General features: G+C 54.4%; 15 protein-coding genes. 11 read left to right on the plus strand and 4 right to left on the minus strand.

From position 1 onward, the window contains the following. Nucleotides 1-15: 15 nt before the first annotated feature. From PXG97_RS12945 to PXG97_RS12980, 8 genes are all read left to right on the plus strand, one after another. Entirely contained in the window at nucleotides 16-357 is a 342-nt protein-coding gene (locus tag PXG97_RS12945; protein ID WP_276498170.1) for a zinc ribbon domain-containing protein YjdM, read from the plus strand. A 30-nt stretch (nucleotides 358-387) separates the two neighbouring features. Next, nucleotides 388-798: a VOC family protein gene (locus tag PXG97_RS12950; protein WP_276498171.1), complete on the plus strand. Its 411-nt coding sequence runs from the start codon at nucleotides 388-390 to the stop codon at nucleotides 796-798. 45 nt (nucleotides 799-843) lie between these two features. Further along, on the plus strand, nucleotides 844-1,311 hold the full coding sequence (locus tag PXG97_RS12955; protein WP_276498172.1) for a YehS family protein: 468 nt from the start codon (nucleotides 844-846) through the stop codon (nucleotides 1,309-1,311). A gap of 169 nt (nucleotides 1,312-1,480) precedes the next feature. Beyond that, entirely contained in the window at nucleotides 1,481-2,761 is a 1,281-nt protein-coding gene (locus PXG97_RS12960) for a DUF2851 family protein (protein ID WP_276498173.1), read from the plus strand. After that, entirely contained in the window at nucleotides 2,758-4,053 is a 1,296-nt protein-coding gene (locus PXG97_RS12965) for a hypothetical protein (protein WP_276498174.1), read from the plus strand. Before PXG97_RS12960 ends, PXG97_RS12965 begins: the two co-directional genes overlap by 4 nt. A 59-nt stretch (nucleotides 4,054-4,112) precedes the next feature. After that, on the plus strand, nucleotides 4,113-4,742 hold the full coding sequence (locus PXG97_RS12970) for a NeuD/PglB/VioB family sugar acetyltransferase (protein WP_276498175.1): 630 nt from the start codon (nucleotides 4,113-4,115) through the stop codon (nucleotides 4,740-4,742). A gap of 232 nt (nucleotides 4,743-4,974) precedes the next feature. Continuing rightward, the gene (trhO, locus tag PXG97_RS12975; RefSeq protein ID WP_276498176.1) at nucleotides 4,975-5,943 is read left to right on the plus strand and encodes an oxygen-dependent tRNA uridine(34) hydroxylase TrhO; all 969 of its coding nucleotides are present in this window, start codon (nucleotides 4,975-4,977) and stop codon (nucleotides 5,941-5,943) included. Nucleotides 5,944-6,168: 225 nt separating this feature from the next. Then, a complete protein-coding gene (locus PXG97_RS12980; RefSeq protein ID WP_276498177.1) occupies nucleotides 6,169-7,026 on the plus strand; it encodes a nucleoside phosphorylase in 858 nt (285 codons plus the stop codon). Between the two features lie 106 nt (nucleotides 7,027-7,132). Here the strand turns inward: PXG97_RS12980 and PXG97_RS12985 are convergent, their stop codons facing one another. The 3 genes from PXG97_RS12985 to PXG97_RS12995 form a co-directional block, all read right to left on the minus strand. Further along, nucleotides 7,133-7,432 carry a hypothetical protein gene (locus tag PXG97_RS12985; protein WP_276498178.1) on the minus strand — a complete coding sequence of 100 codons (300 nt, stop codon included), beginning with the start codon at nucleotides 7,430-7,432 and terminating at the stop codon, nucleotides 7,133-7,135. Between the two features lie 131 nt (nucleotides 7,433-7,563). Further along, nucleotides 7,564-7,863 carry a hypothetical protein gene (locus PXG97_RS12990; protein WP_276498179.1) on the minus strand — a complete coding sequence of 100 codons (300 nt, stop codon included), beginning with the start codon at nucleotides 7,861-7,863 and terminating at the stop codon, nucleotides 7,564-7,566. An 84-nt stretch (nucleotides 7,864-7,947) separates the two neighbouring features. Continuing rightward, complete coding sequence (locus PXG97_RS12995) at nucleotides 7,948-8,958, minus strand: acyl-CoA reductase (protein WP_276498180.1); 1,011 nt, start codon at nucleotides 8,956-8,958, stop codon at nucleotides 7,948-7,950. A gap of 115 nt (nucleotides 8,959-9,073) precedes the next feature. Between PXG97_RS12995 and PXG97_RS13000 the strand changes: the two genes are divergently transcribed. The 3 genes from PXG97_RS13000 (at nucleotide 9,074) to PXG97_RS13010 (ending at nucleotide 12,841) form a co-directional block, all read left to right on the plus strand. Further along, nucleotides 9,074-9,424 (plus strand): 4Fe-4S dicluster domain-containing protein, encoded by a 351-nt coding sequence (locus PXG97_RS13000; RefSeq protein WP_276498181.1) that lies wholly within the window; start codon nucleotides 9,074-9,076, stop codon nucleotides 9,422-9,424. An 80-nt stretch (nucleotides 9,425-9,504) separates the two neighbouring features. After that, complete coding sequence (locus PXG97_RS13005) at nucleotides 9,505-10,077, plus strand: pentapeptide repeat-containing protein (RefSeq protein WP_276498182.1); 573 nt, start codon at nucleotides 9,505-9,507, stop codon at nucleotides 10,075-10,077. Nucleotides 10,078-10,207: 130 nt separating this feature from the next. Next, the gene (locus tag PXG97_RS13010; RefSeq protein ID WP_276498183.1) at nucleotides 10,208-12,841 is read left to right on the plus strand and encodes a valine--tRNA ligase; all 2,634 of its coding nucleotides are present in this window, start codon (nucleotides 10,208-10,210) and stop codon (nucleotides 12,839-12,841) included. Between the two features lie 82 nt (nucleotides 12,842-12,923). On the opposite strand, the gene PXG97_RS13015 is transcribed toward PXG97_RS13010, so the two are convergent. Beyond that, nucleotides 12,924-15,656 carry a S8 family peptidase gene (locus PXG97_RS13015; protein ID WP_276498184.1) on the minus strand — a complete coding sequence of 911 codons (2,733 nt, stop codon included), beginning with the start codon at nucleotides 15,654-15,656 and terminating at the stop codon, nucleotides 12,924-12,926. Between the last annotated feature and the right edge of the window lie 111 nt (nucleotides 15,657-15,767).

A 15,767-nucleotide genomic window follows, 5' to 3' on the forward strand; every position in this document is an offset into this window, starting at 1 on the left:
CAATCATATACCACGATGTCAGAAGAAATGAAACAATGCCCCAAATGCAACTCGCCTTATGGCTACGCAATGGGTGAGGAAATTTACGCTTGCCCGGAGTGTGGGAATGAGTGGAACCCGAGTGAGGTGGAGGAAGAGGCAGGCTTAAAGGTGGTAGATGCGAACGGGAACGTACTGCAGGATGGGGATACGGTTGTCGTGGTTAAGGACCTTCCAGTAAAGGGCGCTCCCAAACCTGTAAAGGCCGGCACAAAAGTAAAAAACATCCGATTGACCGAAGGAGATCATAATATCGACTGCAAGATCGATGGCTTCGGCTCCATGGGCCTGAAGTCTGAATTCGTGAGAAAGGCATAACACACCAGCAGCCCCCAACGCTCTACCTTCATGCAAAAGACAACCACCTATCTGCTGTTCGTCGGCGAGCAAAGCGGGAAAGCGGCAGAAGCCATCAACCTGTATACCTCGCTCTTCCGTAATTCAGGAATAATGCACCTGGAGTACTTTAAGGCAGGCGAGCCCGGCGGAGAAGAGGGCACCGTGAAGCAAGCTGTCTTTACGCTGGCAGGGCAGGAGTACAGGGCCATGGATGGAGGAGTTGGGCACCAGTTCAGTTTTACGCCGGCTGTTTCCATCTTCGTTAACTGCGAGAGCGAAGAAGAACTGGACACACTGTTCCAAAAGCTAGTGGAGGGTGGAAGCGCTTTGATGCCCTTGGGTAACTACGGCTTCAGTAAGAAGTTTGGTTGGTTGAACGACAAGTATGGCGTATCCTGGCAGCTTAACCTGGAAGTATAAACACACCAAAACATGGCCGAACATAGGCCGCATCACAGATAAATAATGACCAATAACGACATACTCCGCCGCATCCGCTATACCTTCGATTACGGTGATGATAAAATGATTGCTCTTTTCGGCTCAGGCGGAAAGCAGGTAACGCGGGCCGAGGTAAGCGACTGGCTGAAGAAAGAGGATGACCCGGAGTACAAGGAGCTGAACGACGAGCACCTGGCGGCCTTTCTCAATGGCTTCATCAACGAGAAGCGCGGCAAAAAGGAAGGTCCGCAGCCGGAGCCGGAGAAGAAGTTAAACAATAACATCACCCTGCGCAAACTGAAGATCGCCTTAAACCTAAGAGATGAGGATATTCTGGAGATACTGGAGCTGGCGAACTTCCGGTTAAGCAAACACGAGCTGAGCGCTTTCTTCCGCAAGCCCGACCACCAGCATTACCGCCCGCTCAAGGACCAGATCCTGCGCAACTTCCTGCACGGCATGCAGATCAAGTACAGAGGGAACGACGAATAGAAAGTTACCTCCACCCCGCCTCTCTCTCAAAACCGAGGAAGGGGTAACAGCGATCGAAGTACAGCCACAGCAAAGTATATACGCCTGCGCCGGGTTTACGGGGCAGGCGTTGCTGTTAAGGCTTGATTTTGTACCATACTTTCCGCATCTTGAGGTATAAACCCGCCTCATGAAAGAAGATTTTCTGCACTACATCTGGCAGCATCAGTACTTCGACAAAACCGCCCTGGTTACCACCGATGGCGAGCCGCTGCAGGTGCTGCGGGTGGGGTATTACAACACCGATGCCGGCCCGGATTTTAGGGAAGCCATACTTCGGGTGGGGGAGGTGGAGTGGTTGGGCAGCGTGGAGGTGCACCTGCAGGCCTCTGATTGGCACCGCCACCAGCACCAGCACGACCGAAAGTATGACCAGGTGGTGCTGCACGTGGTCTGGCAGGCGGATGTGCCGGTGGTGCGAACTGACGGTACCCTGGTGCCGGTGCTGGAGCTGCACAACCGCATAGACCTGCGCCTGCTGCAGACGTACGAGCAGCTGCAGAAGTCGAGGCATGCAGTTCCCTGCGCCCCTCTCTGGCCGGAGGTGCCGGAGGTAACCAAGGCCCTGATGCTGGAGCGGGCCCTGGTAGAGCGGCTGGAGGAGAAGGGGGAGGAGGTGCTGCAACTATACCATGGCTACGGCAACGATTGGGAACAGGCTACTTACCACACACTGCTGCGCGGCTTCGGCTTTAAGATAAACCAACAGGCTTTTGAGCAATTAGCTCAGTCGCTGCCGTTCCACGTGGTGCGGCGGCATCAGCACAACTTACCCCAACTGGAGGCCCTGCTGCTGGGGCAGGCAGGATTTTTAGCGCAGGCCGAGGATGCGTACGCACAACAACTGCAGCGGGAGTATACTTTCCTGCAGCACAAGCATAAACTGCAGCCCCTGCCGCGCCACCAGTGGAATTTCCTGCGCATGCGCCCCGCCAACTTTCCGACAGTACGGCTGGCACAGCTGGCGGCGGCGCTGCACCAGCATTCTTCCCTTTTTACTAAAATGCTGGAGGCAGACACGGTAAAAAGGTATGAGCAGCTGTTTGCCGCAACTGTGTCAGAGTATTGGCAAAAGCACTACCTGTTCGGGCGCGAGAGCAAAGCGGCCTCAAAGGGCATGGGCAAAAGCAGTGCGCAGAATTTGGTGATCAACGTGGCCGTGCCTCTGCTTGCCGCCTACGCCAGCCACAGCGGGGAGCGTGTTTATCTGGAAAAAGCGGTAAGTTTGCTGGAGCAGCTGAAGGAGGAGAGCAACAAATACACGCGCCTTTACCAGGAGCTGGGCTGGAAAGCTAAATCAGCTGCTGATAACCAGGCGGCACTGGGGCTCTATAAGCGCTACTGCCATCCTGTAAACTGCATGCGCTGCGCCGTAGGCAACAAGATCATGAAAAACAGCCCTGTCCTGTGAGTGTCCTTCTCGTTTACCTCTTTAACCTGCTTGTGCTCGGGGGGCTTTCCTGGTGGCTATACCGGCAGGAGTGGGCGCAGCAGCTCAAGCCGTATTTCTGGCCGGCGCTGGGGCTGAAAATTGCCTTTGCCCTGGGCTTCGCCGTGTTTCGCTATACCTTAGTCGGCCACAGCGATACCCATGTATACCATGCCGCCGGGCTTCAGCTGTTGGAGTATGCGCAACAGAACCCGGCAGGCTACCTAAGGCTATTGCTGTTTAACCATTTCGAGACTAATGTCTTACGTGCTTCGCTGCCTTTTACCGAGCATCCGGACTTTACCAACTCCTTTTTCTTTATTAAGCTGCTGAGTGTGCTCAACCTGGCAACAGCCGGCCAGTATTACCTGAACAACCTGTGGCTGGCGCTTTTCAGCTTTTGGGGAGCAGCGTATGCCGTAGCAGCCTTGGCGCGGGTACTTCCAAAGTATAAACCGGCGGCGGCAGTGGCCTTTTTGTTTTTCCCGTCGGTGGTGTTCTGGAGTGCCGGTGTGATGAAAGAGCCGGTGATGTTCGGCAGCATGTGCTGGCTTGTCGGCATGGCGCTGACGGTAGCGCACAGGTACAGGCTGAGCGCCTGGAGTTGGCTGCTGCTTCCCCTGCAACTGTACCTGTTCATCAAGATAAAATTGTTTTACGCGGCCTTGCTGCTGCCCCTGCTGCTGGCCTACGTGCTGGTGCAGCGCCTGAAAGTATACTTCGGGCCGTTGGCTTTGCTGAGGGTGCAGCTGCTGCTGTTGCTGGCTTTGGCGGGTATGGCGGTGCTGGTGGTGGTATGGCAGAAAAGCATCTTCAAGCCTGACTTTATACTTTGGAACCTGGAGAGCAATTATACTTCCCTGCTGCACCGGTCGCAGCACGCCCCACACATATACCTCGGCGACCTGGAGCCAACTGTGCCCAGCATGCTCCTGAATTATCCGGAAGCGGCGCTAAGTTCTATATATCGCCCCTTCATCGGTGAATCCTGGAAGCCTTTATACTTGCTGGCTGGGTTAGAAAACCTGCTGCTCCTGCTGCTAACCGCTTTGGCCGTTGCCTCCATGTTCAGGAAAGAGGCAAGTATAAAGGTGAAGCTGCTGCATGTGTTGCTGCTCGTGTTTATACTTTGCATGGCGGGCATCACCGGTATCTCCACCCCTAACTTTGGCACCCTGAGCCGCTACCGCATTGTGTACCTGCCCTTTCTGGTGTACCTGCTGCTGCAGAACGTGTACGCACAGCGCCTGCTGCAGCGCTTGCGGCTGCAGTAGCCATACTTTTAAACTCCCTCGCTTTTTCGTACCTTTGCGCCTTATTTAAGACTGAGTTTATGCAAAATCCGGTAATCATATTAGGTGCCCAGAAGTTGGGTACCACCGCATTGGATATCTTTAACAGCAACAGCGTGATGGTGTACTGCTTCCTGGACGACAAGCTGCAGCAGGAAGAGGTGAACAACGTGGCGGTGATGAGCAACACCGAGGACAACGAGTTCCTGAAGCTGGTTGGCAAGACCTGCGACGTGTTTGTGGCCGTAGAGGACTCCGCAGCACGCAAGGGCTTGATCAAAATGCTGAAAGACGAGCATAAGGTAGTGCCGGTAAACGCTATCCACCGCTTTAGCGCCGTGTCGGAATATGCCTGGCTGGGCCACGGAAACCTGGTTGGCGCCGGCGCCGTGATCAGCAACAATGCCAAGGTAGGGGATAACAGCATCATCCATGCCAGGGCGCTGGTGGACACCAAGGCAGAGATTGGTAATAATGTGGAGATCGGTGCCGGAGCCATTATCAATGCAGAGGCAGTGGTAGAAGACGGAGCCTTCATCGGTACGGGAGCCATCATTGTGTCCGGGGTGAAGATTGGCAAGAACGCGCGCGTTGGCGCCGGCTCTGTGGTAGTGGCCAATGTGCCGGCCAAAGCCACTGTGTTCGGAAACCCGGCGGCCCCGGTAAAGTAAACTTTTATACTTGCCCTTGCTGTTACAGAACTGACAAAAGTCATTTTGCGGCAGCACGGCAGCCTATATTTTTGCGGAAGAATTTTGAATGAGTGATGGAGTGGATGAGTGAATAAGAAAGAGGGATAATCCTGTTTATCATACTTCATCCTGAAAATCCTGCATCAAATAACGGACAACGATTAACGAATAACCAAAATAAAGTCAAACACTTAGTTGAACCTAAGCAGTTATGAACAAACCCTACAGCATACTACTGTACTATTGCTACACGCCGATCGAGGACCCGGAGGCGTTTCGTGAGCAACACCACCTGATGTGCCTGGAGCTGAACCTGCTCGGCCGCATCATTGTGTCGAAGGAGGGCCTGAATGGCACGATTTCCGGTCTGAAGGAAGACTGCGACAAGTACATGGCCGCCATGCACGCCGATCCGCGCTTTGCCAAGATCGACTTTAAGGTAGACTACTCCGATAAGCATGCCTTTGCCAAGCTGCACGTGCGTACTAAATCAGAGATCGTACACTCCGGCCTGTTGCACATCGACCCCAACGCCCGTACCGGCAAGCACCTGGCGCCGAAGGAGTTTAAGGAGATGAAAGACCGCGACGATGTGGTGGTACTGGACGTGCGCTCCGACTACGAGCACAGCGTGGGCCGCTTCAAGAACGCCGTGACGCTGGACATCGAGAACTTTCGCGAGTTCCCGGAGAAGGTGCAGGAGCTGAAGGACAAGTATAAGGACAAGAAGATCCTAACCTACTGCACCGGCGGCATCAAGTGCGAGAAAGCCAGCGCTTTTCTGCTGGAGCAGGGTTTCGAAGACGTGTACCAGCTGCACGGGGGCATTATCAAGTATGGCATGGAGGCCGGCGGCGAGGACTTTGAAGGCAAGTGCTATGTGTTCGATAACCGCGTGGCCGTGGATGTGAACAGCGTAAACCCTAAAGTGATTTCCCACTGCCACGTGTGCGGCACCGAGAGCGACCGCATGGTGAACTGCGCCAACCCGGTGTGTAACCTGCATGTGCCGATCTGCGAGAAGTGCGGCTGGGAAATGGAGGGCGCCTGCTCTACAGAGTGCAAGGAGCACCCGGAAAAACGCCCTTACGATGGCACCGGTTACTACCAGAAAGAGCTCAATGGCTATAATCCGCTGAAAGGATTCAACCGCAAAAAGAAAACTGACGTACAAGTATAAGTATTCTCTAAAGCTCAGAAAAGCGTGTGCTCAAAAAGCCACGCTTTTCGTGTTTAACTAACCCCGTATCACGTACCACGACACACGTAGCACGGCTTTTTGACAAAAGACTTGCAGGCCTTCTTCAAAGCTTTCTGAGTCCTTTGTCAAGTAGTCTCTTGTCATATGGTCCAGGAATCTGGTCTTGATACATGCTACGTGCTACGTGATACGCAAAAAAGAACCATGGCCTACATTCCTGAATCAGAACTGATCATCAACCCGAACGGCACGGTATACCATCTCAACCTGCTACCCGAGCATATTTCCGATACCATTATTACCGTAGGCGACCCGGAGCGGGTGGCGAAGGTGAGCAGGCATTTCGATGCGATGGAGGTGGAGGTGGCCAAGCGCGAGTTTGTTACGCACACCGGCTACTACAAAGGCAAACGCCTCACGGTCATCTCTACCGGCATGGGCACCGATAACATCGATATCCTGATGAACGAACTGGATGCGCTGGTGAACATTGACTTCCGGAGCCGGGAGGTGAATGAGGAGAAGATAAAGCTCAGCATCGTGCGCATCGGCACCTCGGGTTCGCTGCAGGAAACGGTGCCGCTGGGCTGCCACCTGGCCTCCCACACCAGTGTAGGCCTGGATACGCTGATGGAGTTTTACCCGCTGCAGCAGTCGGAGGAGGAGACAAGTATAACCACGAAGCTGCAGCAGGAGCTGGGGCTGGGTTTCCGGCCATACTGCGTTTCAGGCTCGCAGCGCCTTATCCAAAGAATCGCTTTTGATATGGTACCAGGCAACACGCTGACCTGCCCGGGCTTTTATGCGCCGCAGGGGCGCGTGCTGCGCGGCGGTTTGCGCAACCAGCAGTTGCTGCAAACCTACCATAACTTCCGCCACCAGGATTACATGCTCACCAACTTTGAGATGGAGACGGCCGGCTACTACAGCATGGGCCGTATCCTGGGGCACGAGATGCTCTCGCTGAACGCCACTGTGGCAAACCGCATCACGCAGCAGTTTGCCGATAATGCCGAGCAGGTGATCGACGACCTGATCGTGAAGGTGCTGGAGCGTATATAAACTTCTGATTCCCCTTAAAACAAAAACAGCTTGCTCAGATCTTCTGGGCAAGCTGTTATACTTTATACTTACAACGTATAAGGGGCGCGGGTTTGGGTTTCATGTCTTAGCAGTAGTTGATCTCTATGATGGAGCGCAGCGGCAGAAACATTCCTGACTTCAGCAATACAAAATCCTTGTCCAGGCCCCAGAGTGCGGCTTCCACGCGCTTCTTCTCGCCGGTGTCTGTTTTAAACGTGATCATAGACTTTGTACGGAAGGTGTTGCTGAGTATAGTGGCGCGGTTGGCGGCATAATAGCGACGGCTTTTGGCAACCGGGTCCTGCAGCACGTCTTTCTTGCTGAACTTAAGGGTAGGGATTCGCTCTTTGTTGATGAGTTGGGTGTCTTTCTTTTGATTTAGCATAGTTATGTATTTGGTTCAGAATATATAGTGCAGATATCGTGCCGAATGTTGTTTAAACATGCTTGTGGCGCGGCTGCAAAAAAAGCAAGTACCAAGTATACTTGCCGGAAGCATTAAGGATAGCTGTCGTCTTAAAAGAACTCTATGCCGATAATAGAGGTAACAGGTATGGAGCAGCCCGCCTTCAGGGTCATGAACTTTTCATCCACGGCCCAAACCGTGGTGTCCACGCGGTGCAGCTCACCGTCGGCTGTCTGAAACGTGATCTCGACCTTGCCGTGGTACACATTGCCAAGGGAGGTGGCGCGGTTTAGGTCCCACATGCGTTTCTTGCGGGCTTCCGGGTCTGTGAGTACGTCGTTCGTTCCGAAACGGAGAGCGGGAATTTGCTCCTTCTCCATCATCGGGATAGGGTTTACATAAGTTTCCATGGTGCGGTTAGTTTAAGTTAACTAAGACCTAATATAGGAAACGGGTATATGAATTGCAATGTTTTAACGCTGATTTTTACCGGGCTACAGGTGCTGCAAAAATGCCAGCGTGTCCACACCATCGGCATAATCCCACACCATCGGGCACTGCGCTTCACCAAAGGGTATGCTTCCCTCCAGCCAGCCGTGCGCCGACACCACCACCTGCGTCTTGTCCTTTACCTCGTGCAGCTTGTGGCGCAGGTCCGCTAAAGAGGAAAAGGTATCGTAGAAGAGCACCGAGATAGGGGATACCAGCTTCTCGCTCTGCTGTACCAGCATAAAGCCGTTGTCGAAGTGCGGGACGCGGTTCACCAGCAGGATGGATTTGTTGTAGTCGTAGTTGTTCTGGTACTTGTGGTGGTCCAGTATGTTGGCCCGCTCTTTATTCGCCTCGAAAAACTTATCAAAGGTATAGCCCTCCGGCACGAACACCTTAGACACGTTGCGGCAGCCGAGGCCGTAATAGCGGAAAAAGTCCTCGCCCAGGGCGCGCAGGTCGTCCGCTTCCTCGTGGCCGGTTAATATGCCTATGCTAGTGCGGTTCTTGCGGATGATGTGCGGGCGCTTGGCAAAGTAGTACTCAAAGTAGCGGGCCGTGTTGTCGGAGCCGGTGGCGATAATGGCGTCTGCCTCTTTCAGCAGGTCCACAAACTCGATACGGGTGCCGAAGGCGGGCTCTATAGCGATGAGCATGTTGGCGATGCGCTTCATCAGGGCGTCGTCGCTGGAGCTGAGCTTGGCCAGCAAAGTATGGCCACTGATCAGCACGGCCAGAAGATCGTGGAACCCCACCATAGGAATATTGCCCGCCATCACCACGCCAACCTTCTTGGGTGTAACCTGTTTGAGGTGGTACGGGTAAAGCCACTCACGGAGGTACTGCTCCTGCAGCATGGTAATGATGCCATTCAGAGCGCTGGATACGTTCTCCTCTGTGAACCATGGGTTACGCGAGGCGGCCGAGAAGGCCCATGCCTGCCGCTCTTCCGGCGTCAGGTTCTGCAGCTGTTTCCCGAGTTCTACAAAGGCTTCTATCCTGTTCTCTAATGTCATGGCAAATTGCGTGGCTTGTAAAAAATAACTTGATAGGGATACTGTTTGTTCCTAATTTTGTTCGTTAAAAGAAACAGAAGTACAAAAGTATAAAAAATATACAGGAGATACGACTATGGCTATAATGATAACCGATGAGTGTATAAACTGCGGAGCCTGCGAACCAGAGTGCCCGAACACCGCTATTTACGAAGGCGGCGCGGAGTGGACCTGGGGCGGTGGCACGGCGCTGAAGGAAGTGGAGATAGACGGAGGCGAGATCGTGCCTGGCGATGCCCCGCAGACACCGATTTCAGATGAGTTTTACTACATCGTTTCAGATAAGTGTACCGAGTGCATGGGCTTCCATGAGGAGCCGCAGTGCGCTGCCGTTTGCCCTGTGGATTGCTGCGTAGACGACCCAGACTACCGCGAGACAGAGGAAGAGCTGCTGGCCAAGAAAAGCTGGCTGCACCAGGAGGCGTAAGAGTAAAACATCACGACTGCATAAAACCTGTCTGTTAAGGGCAGGTTTTTTTGTTGAGGCCGGTAACAAAGTATAACACTATGGAAGGAGCAACACACGAAGGCAAGACCTTCGAAAAGGTTATTTATCCAAACAAGCCCATCAAAAACCGGGAGTTCGAGCATTGCACGTTCAGGGGCTGTGATTTCTCAGAGAGCGATTTCTCCCTTAACCGCTTCACCGACTGTACCTTTATCGGGTGCAACCTGCCCATGTTGAAGCTTAGCGGCTCCACGTTGAACAACGTGGTGTTCCGGGAGTGCAAGCTTGCGGGCGTAAACTTCAGCGAATGTGAGGAAATGCTGTTTACCGTACGCTTCGAGGACTGCCTGCTCGACTATGCCTCTTTCCAGAACCGGAAGATGGCCAAGACCCAGTTTATCCGTACTTCCCTGAAAGGAGCTGAGTTCTCCAACGCCAACCTTTCGAACGCGGCTTTCACGGATACAAACCTGGAGCGGGCTGTTTTTAATCGTACAAATCTCTCCGGAGCCGACTTTTCTACAGCCTTCAATATTGAGATAGACCCGGAGCAAAACACCATAAAAAAGGCGAAGTTCTCCAGCTATGGGCTGCAGGGGCTGCTCACCAAGTATAACCTGCAGATCGTCTGATGCCTCCCAGATAAAAAGCAGGCCGGCAGCTGCTTCGCAAAATGAAGCTTCTTGCTGCTACATCATTCGTAATTGCAGCAAATTCCCTAATTTTGCTAATTCGCCATAACGCAGGAAATTAAAGTACAAGATGTCGATTTCAACGAAATATAACCCCAAGGAAGTAGAGAAGAAGTGGTATGAGAGCTGGATGCAGCGCGGCTTCTTCCACTCAGAGCCTAACCCCAACAAAGAACCCTACACCATCGTGATCCCGCCGCCAAACGTGACCGGCGTGCTGCACATGGGCCACATGCTCAACAACACCATCCAGGATGTGCTCATTCGCCGGGCGCGTATGCAAGGCAAAGAGGCTTGCTGGGTGCCAGGCACCGACCACGCGTCCATTGCCACAGAGGCGAAGGTGGTGGCCATGCTCAAGGAGAAAGGCATCAACAAAAGCGACCTGACGCGCGAGGAGTTTCTGACCTATGCCTGGGAGTGGAAAGAGAAGTATGGCGGCATAATCCTGGACCAGCTGAAAAAACTCGGCGCCTCCTGCGATTGGGAACGCACGCGCTTCACGATGGAGGACGACATGAGCGCCGCTGTGATAGAGGTATTCGTGGACCTGTACCGCAAAGGCCAGATTTACCGCGGCGTGCGCATGGTAAACTGGGACCCGCAGGGCAAAACCGCGCTTTCCGACGAGGAGGTTATTCCAAAAGACACCATGGCCAAGATGTACCACCTGAACTACGAAGTAGTGGCAGACGGTGCAGCAGAGCCTACTTATATTACCGTGGCCACCTCTCGCCCGGAAACGATCATGGCCGACGTGGCCGTGGCCGTGAACCCGAACGACGAGCGCTACACGCACCTGCATGGCAAGGCTGTTCGCATTCCGTTGCTGGGCAAGGAGATTCCGGTGATACTGGACGAGTACGTTAGCATCGACTTCGGTACGGGCGCCCTGAAGGTAACGCCCGCCCACGACCTGAACGACTACGAGTTGGGCCAGAAGCACAAGCTGCCGACCATCGACATCCTGAACAACGACGGCACCCTGAATGAGAAGGCCCAGCTGTACGTAGGCCAGGACCGCTTTGAGGCACGCCGCAACATCGTGAAAGACCTGAAGGAAGCAGGCCTGCTGGTGAAGGTAGAGGAGTATGCCTCGGTACTGCAGACCTCTGAGCGTACGGGTGCCGTAATTGAGCCGCGCCTGTCGATGCAGTGGTGGTGCAAAATGGATAAAATGGCTAAGCCGGCGCTGGAGGCCGTGATGAACGACGAGATTCGCCTGCACCCGCCGAAGTTCAAGAACATGTACCGCTCCTGGATGGAGAACGTGCACGACTGGTGTATCTCGCGCCAGCTGTGGTGGGGCCAGCAGATTCCGGCTTACTACCTGCCGGATGGTTCTTTTGTGGTGGCAACCACGGCTGAGGAAGCGCTGAAGCTTGCCCGCAAGGAGAGCGGCAACGAGCACCTGCAGCCGGAGGACCTGCGCCAGGACCAGGACGTGCTGGATACCTGGTTCTCCTCGTGGCTGTGGCCGATCTCTGTTTTTAACGGCTTCAAAGACCCGGACAACAAGGATATCCTATACTATTACCCGACCAATGACCTGGTGACGGCTCCGGAGATCCTCTTCTTCTGGGTGGCGCGTATGATCATGGCCGGTTTTGAGTTCCGCAACGAGTTGCCGTTCAAGAACGTGTACCTGACCGGTATCGTGCGTGATACACAAGGCCGCAAAATGTCGAAGCAACTTGGTAACTCACCGGACCCGCTGGACCTGATCGAGCAGTATGGTGCCGACGGGGTGCGTGCGGGTATGCTGTTCAGCTCACCGGCCGGCAATGACCTGCTGTTCGACGAAAAGCTGGTGGAGCAGGGGCGTAACTTCAGCAACAAGATATGGAATGCCTTCCGCCTGATCAAAGGCTGGGAGGTAGACGAAAGCCTGCCGTTCCCGAACGAGACGGCCGTCAACTGGTTTGAGTCACGCTTCAACGAGGCCTTTGTGCAGATCGAGGACCACTTCAGCAAGTTCCGTATCTCGGATGCTTTGCTGGCGGTGTACAAGCTGGTGTGGGACGACTTCTGCTCTAACTACCTGGAGATGATCAAGCCGGCCTACCAGCAGCCGATCGACAAGCAGACGATAGATGCCACCACGGCTTTCCTGGAGAAGGTACTGAAGGTGCTGCACCCGTTTATGCCGTTTATTACCGAGGAAATCTGGCATGAGCTGAAGGAGCGTAAGGATAAGGAGTACCTGATCGTTTCAGCGTGGCCTAAGAAAGACAAGTTTGATAAAGAGATCATCGAGAAGATGGAGAATATGCTGAATGTGATCGGCTCTGTCCGCAACATTCGCAACTCCAAGAATATCCCGAACTCTAAGCAGCTCGACCTCTACATCAAGGTGATGAACCAAGATCAATATGAGCCGTTTGTGGCCGTACTGCGTAAGTTAGCCAACCTTGATGAGGTACAGTTTGTGCAGGAAAGCATCGAAGGGGCTATCAGCTTTATCGTGGCCGGAGACGAGTTCTTCATCCCGATGGAGGGCAACATCGACGTAGACGCAGAGCGCGACAGGCTGACCAAGGAACTGGAGTATACCAAAGGCTTCCTGGCCTCGGTAGACAAGAAGCTGAGCAATGAGCGTTTTGTGAGTGGTGCCCCTGAGGCCGTGATCGCCAACGAGCGCAAGAAGAAGGCCGATGCAGAGGCTAAAATCAACGCAATTGAGCAAAGCCTGGCGGCATTATAAGCCTGGTTCCTGACCATAAAACAGCAAGGGCTGCTCCTGTGAGGGGGCAGCCCTTGCTGTTTTATACTTTCTTGCCGGTGGTTTAGTGCACTAGCATCATTCTGTTAGAAGACACCTTGCCGTTCGCTTTCACCCGGTAAATGTAGGTTCCGCCCGGCAGGCTGCTTCCGTCGAACTTCAGGCTGTGGTTACCGGCAGGCTTATTTTCCGCAACAAGGGTCTGCACTTTGTTGCCAAGCACATCGAATACCTCAACCGTTACAAAAGCATCCTTCTCCACTCCATAGTTGATGGTGGTCACCCCATGGAACGGGTTAGGGTAAGAGAAGCTCTTCTCCCACAGGGCCGGTTCCGCTTTCAGCTCGGAGGTGCTGGAGGTGGCGGCAACAGGCTGTGTGGCTGCTTCCCAGTTGGTGTGCGTGCGGGTAACGACCACGGCAAACTCTGCACGGGTAACGTTCTGCAGCGGTTTAAAGGTAGCATGTGTTTTTGGCAGCAGGTCGAATGGCCCCTGCGTCACAGAATAGAAGGCATTGATCAGGCCCATGTCCAGGGCTACGCTTACGTACCCTTCCAAACCCGCCGGAATATCCTTGGCGTCCTCCACCGGGATGGCCTTGCCGTCTACAGTAACCGTCACTGCTTTACCATTGCGCTGCAGTGCCTGCTCCTGCAAACCGAGGCTCTGCACAAGCGAGTAAGCCAGCTCAGCACGGTTTACGTTGCCTTTGGGGTTAAACTTGCCTGAGCCATCAGCTCTCATCACGCCGTTGTAGGTGTGCATGCGGTCTCTGAGGGCCGCACCTTTGGCTGTCAATGACTCTGCCAGGAGCAACTCGCTGCCGCTTACGTCCCGGTAAGACACGGCGCCATTTGTGGGGAAGTACTGGCGTACAGCCTGTCCCATCATCAGGTAGTCTGCCAGCTGGATTCGCTTCAGGGTTTCGTCTGGTTTAAAGCCACCTGCTACGCCGTCTGCCAGTCGCGCACTCACGGCCATTTTGATAGAGGCCTCTGCCGGGTGGCCGGCAATATCGCTCAGGCCGGCTGTGCCCGTAACCCGCATGCTGGAGATCGTGCCGGATATGCTCTCAGGCAAGGCAATGCCTTGCAGGCCTTCTACCTTCAGGGTCCAGGTGCCGGGGGCAGGGTTGGCTACGGCCATGCCTCTGTCGAAGGTTTGGGCAAATAGAACCGGGATGCCAGAACGATACTCCGCGCCATCAGGGGAAAGAAGTATGAGGTTAACAGGGTTGCCTGTCAGGCCGGCCAGGCCGCCCGATGTAAACTTGGCCTCTATGCCTGTGGTGCCTTCAGCCACAGAAAACTTCAGCTGGTTGCTGGCCGTCAGCAGTGGGTTATAGTCTATGGTGAAGTCTACGGTCTCCTTCGAGGTGTTGACGCTACTGTTAAACCTTCTGTTCAGGTTCAGCGAAGTGCCGAAAGGAGTGTTCCTAAAGATATGGTCCACCGCGGCGTAGGCGTTTACGTAGCCTGCGCCTACTTCCCAAGGCTCACGGTTCGGCATGTTGGTGGCGGTTTTCTGCAGGATATCCTTTACCTGGGCAGGAGATAGCGAAGGGTTAGCCTCCAGCATCAGGGCTACGATGCCCGCCACGTGCGGGGTGGCCATGGAGGTACCGCTCATATGGGTGTAGAAGGGCACGTGGGCCGGGTCCAGGTTCTCTATGTCCTGCTGTATGGCCAGGGAAGCCACGGGTCCTAATACGCGGGTAGAAACGATGTCTACGCCAGGTGCGACAATCGTGGGTCTGTTCTCGAAGGTCCAGGTCTCGCCGTCGATGCTAAACACACCGCCTTCTCCCTTCACGCCTCTGGAAGAGAAGTCCGCCAGGCGGCCATACTTGTCGCCGGCGCCCACAGAGATAACCCAAGGGGCAATAGCGTATGGGTTGTGCGTGTTAGAGCCTGGCCCCTCGTTGCCAGCGGCAAACACCGAGATGATTCCACGGTCGTACGCCTTTTTGGAGGCGATGTTCACAGGGTGGCTCGGGTCAAAGTCGCCGGAGGTGCCCCAGGAGTTGCTGATCACCCGGATACCATACTCGTACTGGTGCGTTAAGGCATAGTCGTATCCGCCAATGGCATCCAGAACGAATAACGCGGCGCCGGAGCCGTAGCCGATCAGGTCTGCACCCGGGGCCGCGCCTTCGTACAGGCCACCGGATTTGGCGCCATTGCCGCCCACGCTGCCAGCGCAGTGCGTACCGTGGCCGGAGTTATTGTCGGTGTTCGGCACGTTCTCCAGCCAGGTTACCGGAAGCATGCTATCCAGGCTGTTGAGGTTGGTGGAGCCCAATACGTTCTGCACCAAGTGGGTGCCCAGCTTAATGTCGTCGTGGGTGCCGTCCACGCCGCTGTCGTTGATCATGACACCCACGCCCTTGCCTGAAACAGGCATGCCGTTGTTGCGGGCGGTGAATTCCTTGTCTGTCCTCAACCTTTGCACCCCCGTCAGGTTGGTGCCATTGTAGTTGAAGTAGGTAAGCCTCTTGTTCAGGTAAACGGACTTCACGGCCGGGTTGCTGGCCAGTTTTTCTATCTGCAGAGCGGTGGCCAGCACGCCCGCTATGGGCAAAGATTTGAAGGTAATCCCTTTGGTGATGCCTAACGAGTTCAACACGGAGATGTCGGCAGGAGTGGGGGCTCCGTTGCCGTGGAAAGTGACAACCACCCCCAGCGAGCCTGTGGTAGATGGTAGCAGCTGTTTCAGCTCTTTGTCAATGGTTGCCTGTGCCATTGCAGACCCGGCAAACATCACAAGGGCTACAACTAAGGTAACGAGTTGTTTCATGGTGAGATGTATAAAAGTGTTACATATAAGAATTGTGTTTAATAGGGTAATCTTGAAAACGGGAATTGCACCGGCCGGAAACAGCAGGAGCTGGCATAACTGTGGTTGTAG

The sequence above is a fragment of the Pontibacter litorisediminis genome (assembly GCF_029360645.1).
Classification (GTDB): Bacteria; Bacteroidota; Bacteroidia; order Cytophagales; family Hymenobacteraceae; genus Pontibacter; species Pontibacter litorisediminis.

Excerpts from the sequence above, each read along its gene's own strand:
- PXG97_RS12945 (WP_276498170.1), top strand. The coding sequence starts at position 16 with ATGTCAGAAGAAATGAAACAATGCCCCAAATGCAACTCGCCTTATGGC.
- PXG97_RS12950 (WP_276498171.1), top strand. The coding sequence starts at position 388 with ATGCAAAAGACAACCACCTATCTGCTGTTCGTCGGCGAGCAAAGCGGG.
- PXG97_RS12955 (WP_276498172.1), top strand. The coding sequence starts at position 844 with ATGACCAATAACGACATACTCCGCCGCATCCGCTATACCTTCGATTAC.
- PXG97_RS12960 (WP_276498173.1), top strand. The coding sequence starts at position 1,481 with ATGAAAGAAGATTTTCTGCACTACATCTGGCAGCATCAGTACTTCGAC.
- PXG97_RS12970 (WP_276498175.1), top strand. The coding sequence starts at position 4,113 with ATGCAAAATCCGGTAATCATATTAGGTGCCCAGAAGTTGGGTACCACC.
- trhO (WP_276498176.1), top strand. The coding sequence starts at position 4,975 with ATGAACAAACCCTACAGCATACTACTGTACTATTGCTACACGCCGATC.
- PXG97_RS12980 (WP_276498177.1), top strand. The coding sequence starts at position 6,169 with ATGGCCTACATTCCTGAATCAGAACTGATCATCAACCCGAACGGCACG.
- PXG97_RS12985 (WP_276498178.1), bottom strand. The coding sequence starts at position 7,432 with ATGCTAAATCAAAAGAAAGACACCCAACTCATCAACAAAGAGCGAATC.
- PXG97_RS12990 (WP_276498179.1), bottom strand. The coding sequence starts at position 7,863 with ATGGAAACTTATGTAAACCCTATCCCGATGATGGAGAAGGAGCAAATT.
- PXG97_RS12995 (WP_276498180.1), bottom strand. The coding sequence starts at position 8,958 with ATGACATTAGAGAACAGGATAGAAGCCTTTGTAGAACTCGGGAAACAG.
- PXG97_RS13000 (WP_276498181.1), top strand. The coding sequence starts at position 9,074 with ATGGCTATAATGATAACCGATGAGTGTATAAACTGCGGAGCCTGCGAA.
- PXG97_RS13005 (WP_276498182.1), top strand. The coding sequence starts at position 9,505 with ATGGAAGGAGCAACACACGAAGGCAAGACCTTCGAAAAGGTTATTTAT.
- PXG97_RS13010 (WP_276498183.1), top strand. The coding sequence starts at position 10,208 with ATGTCGATTTCAACGAAATATAACCCCAAGGAAGTAGAGAAGAAGTGG.
- PXG97_RS13015 (WP_276498184.1), bottom strand. The coding sequence starts at position 15,656 with ATGAAACAACTCGTTACCTTAGTTGTAGCCCTTGTGATGTTTGCCGGG.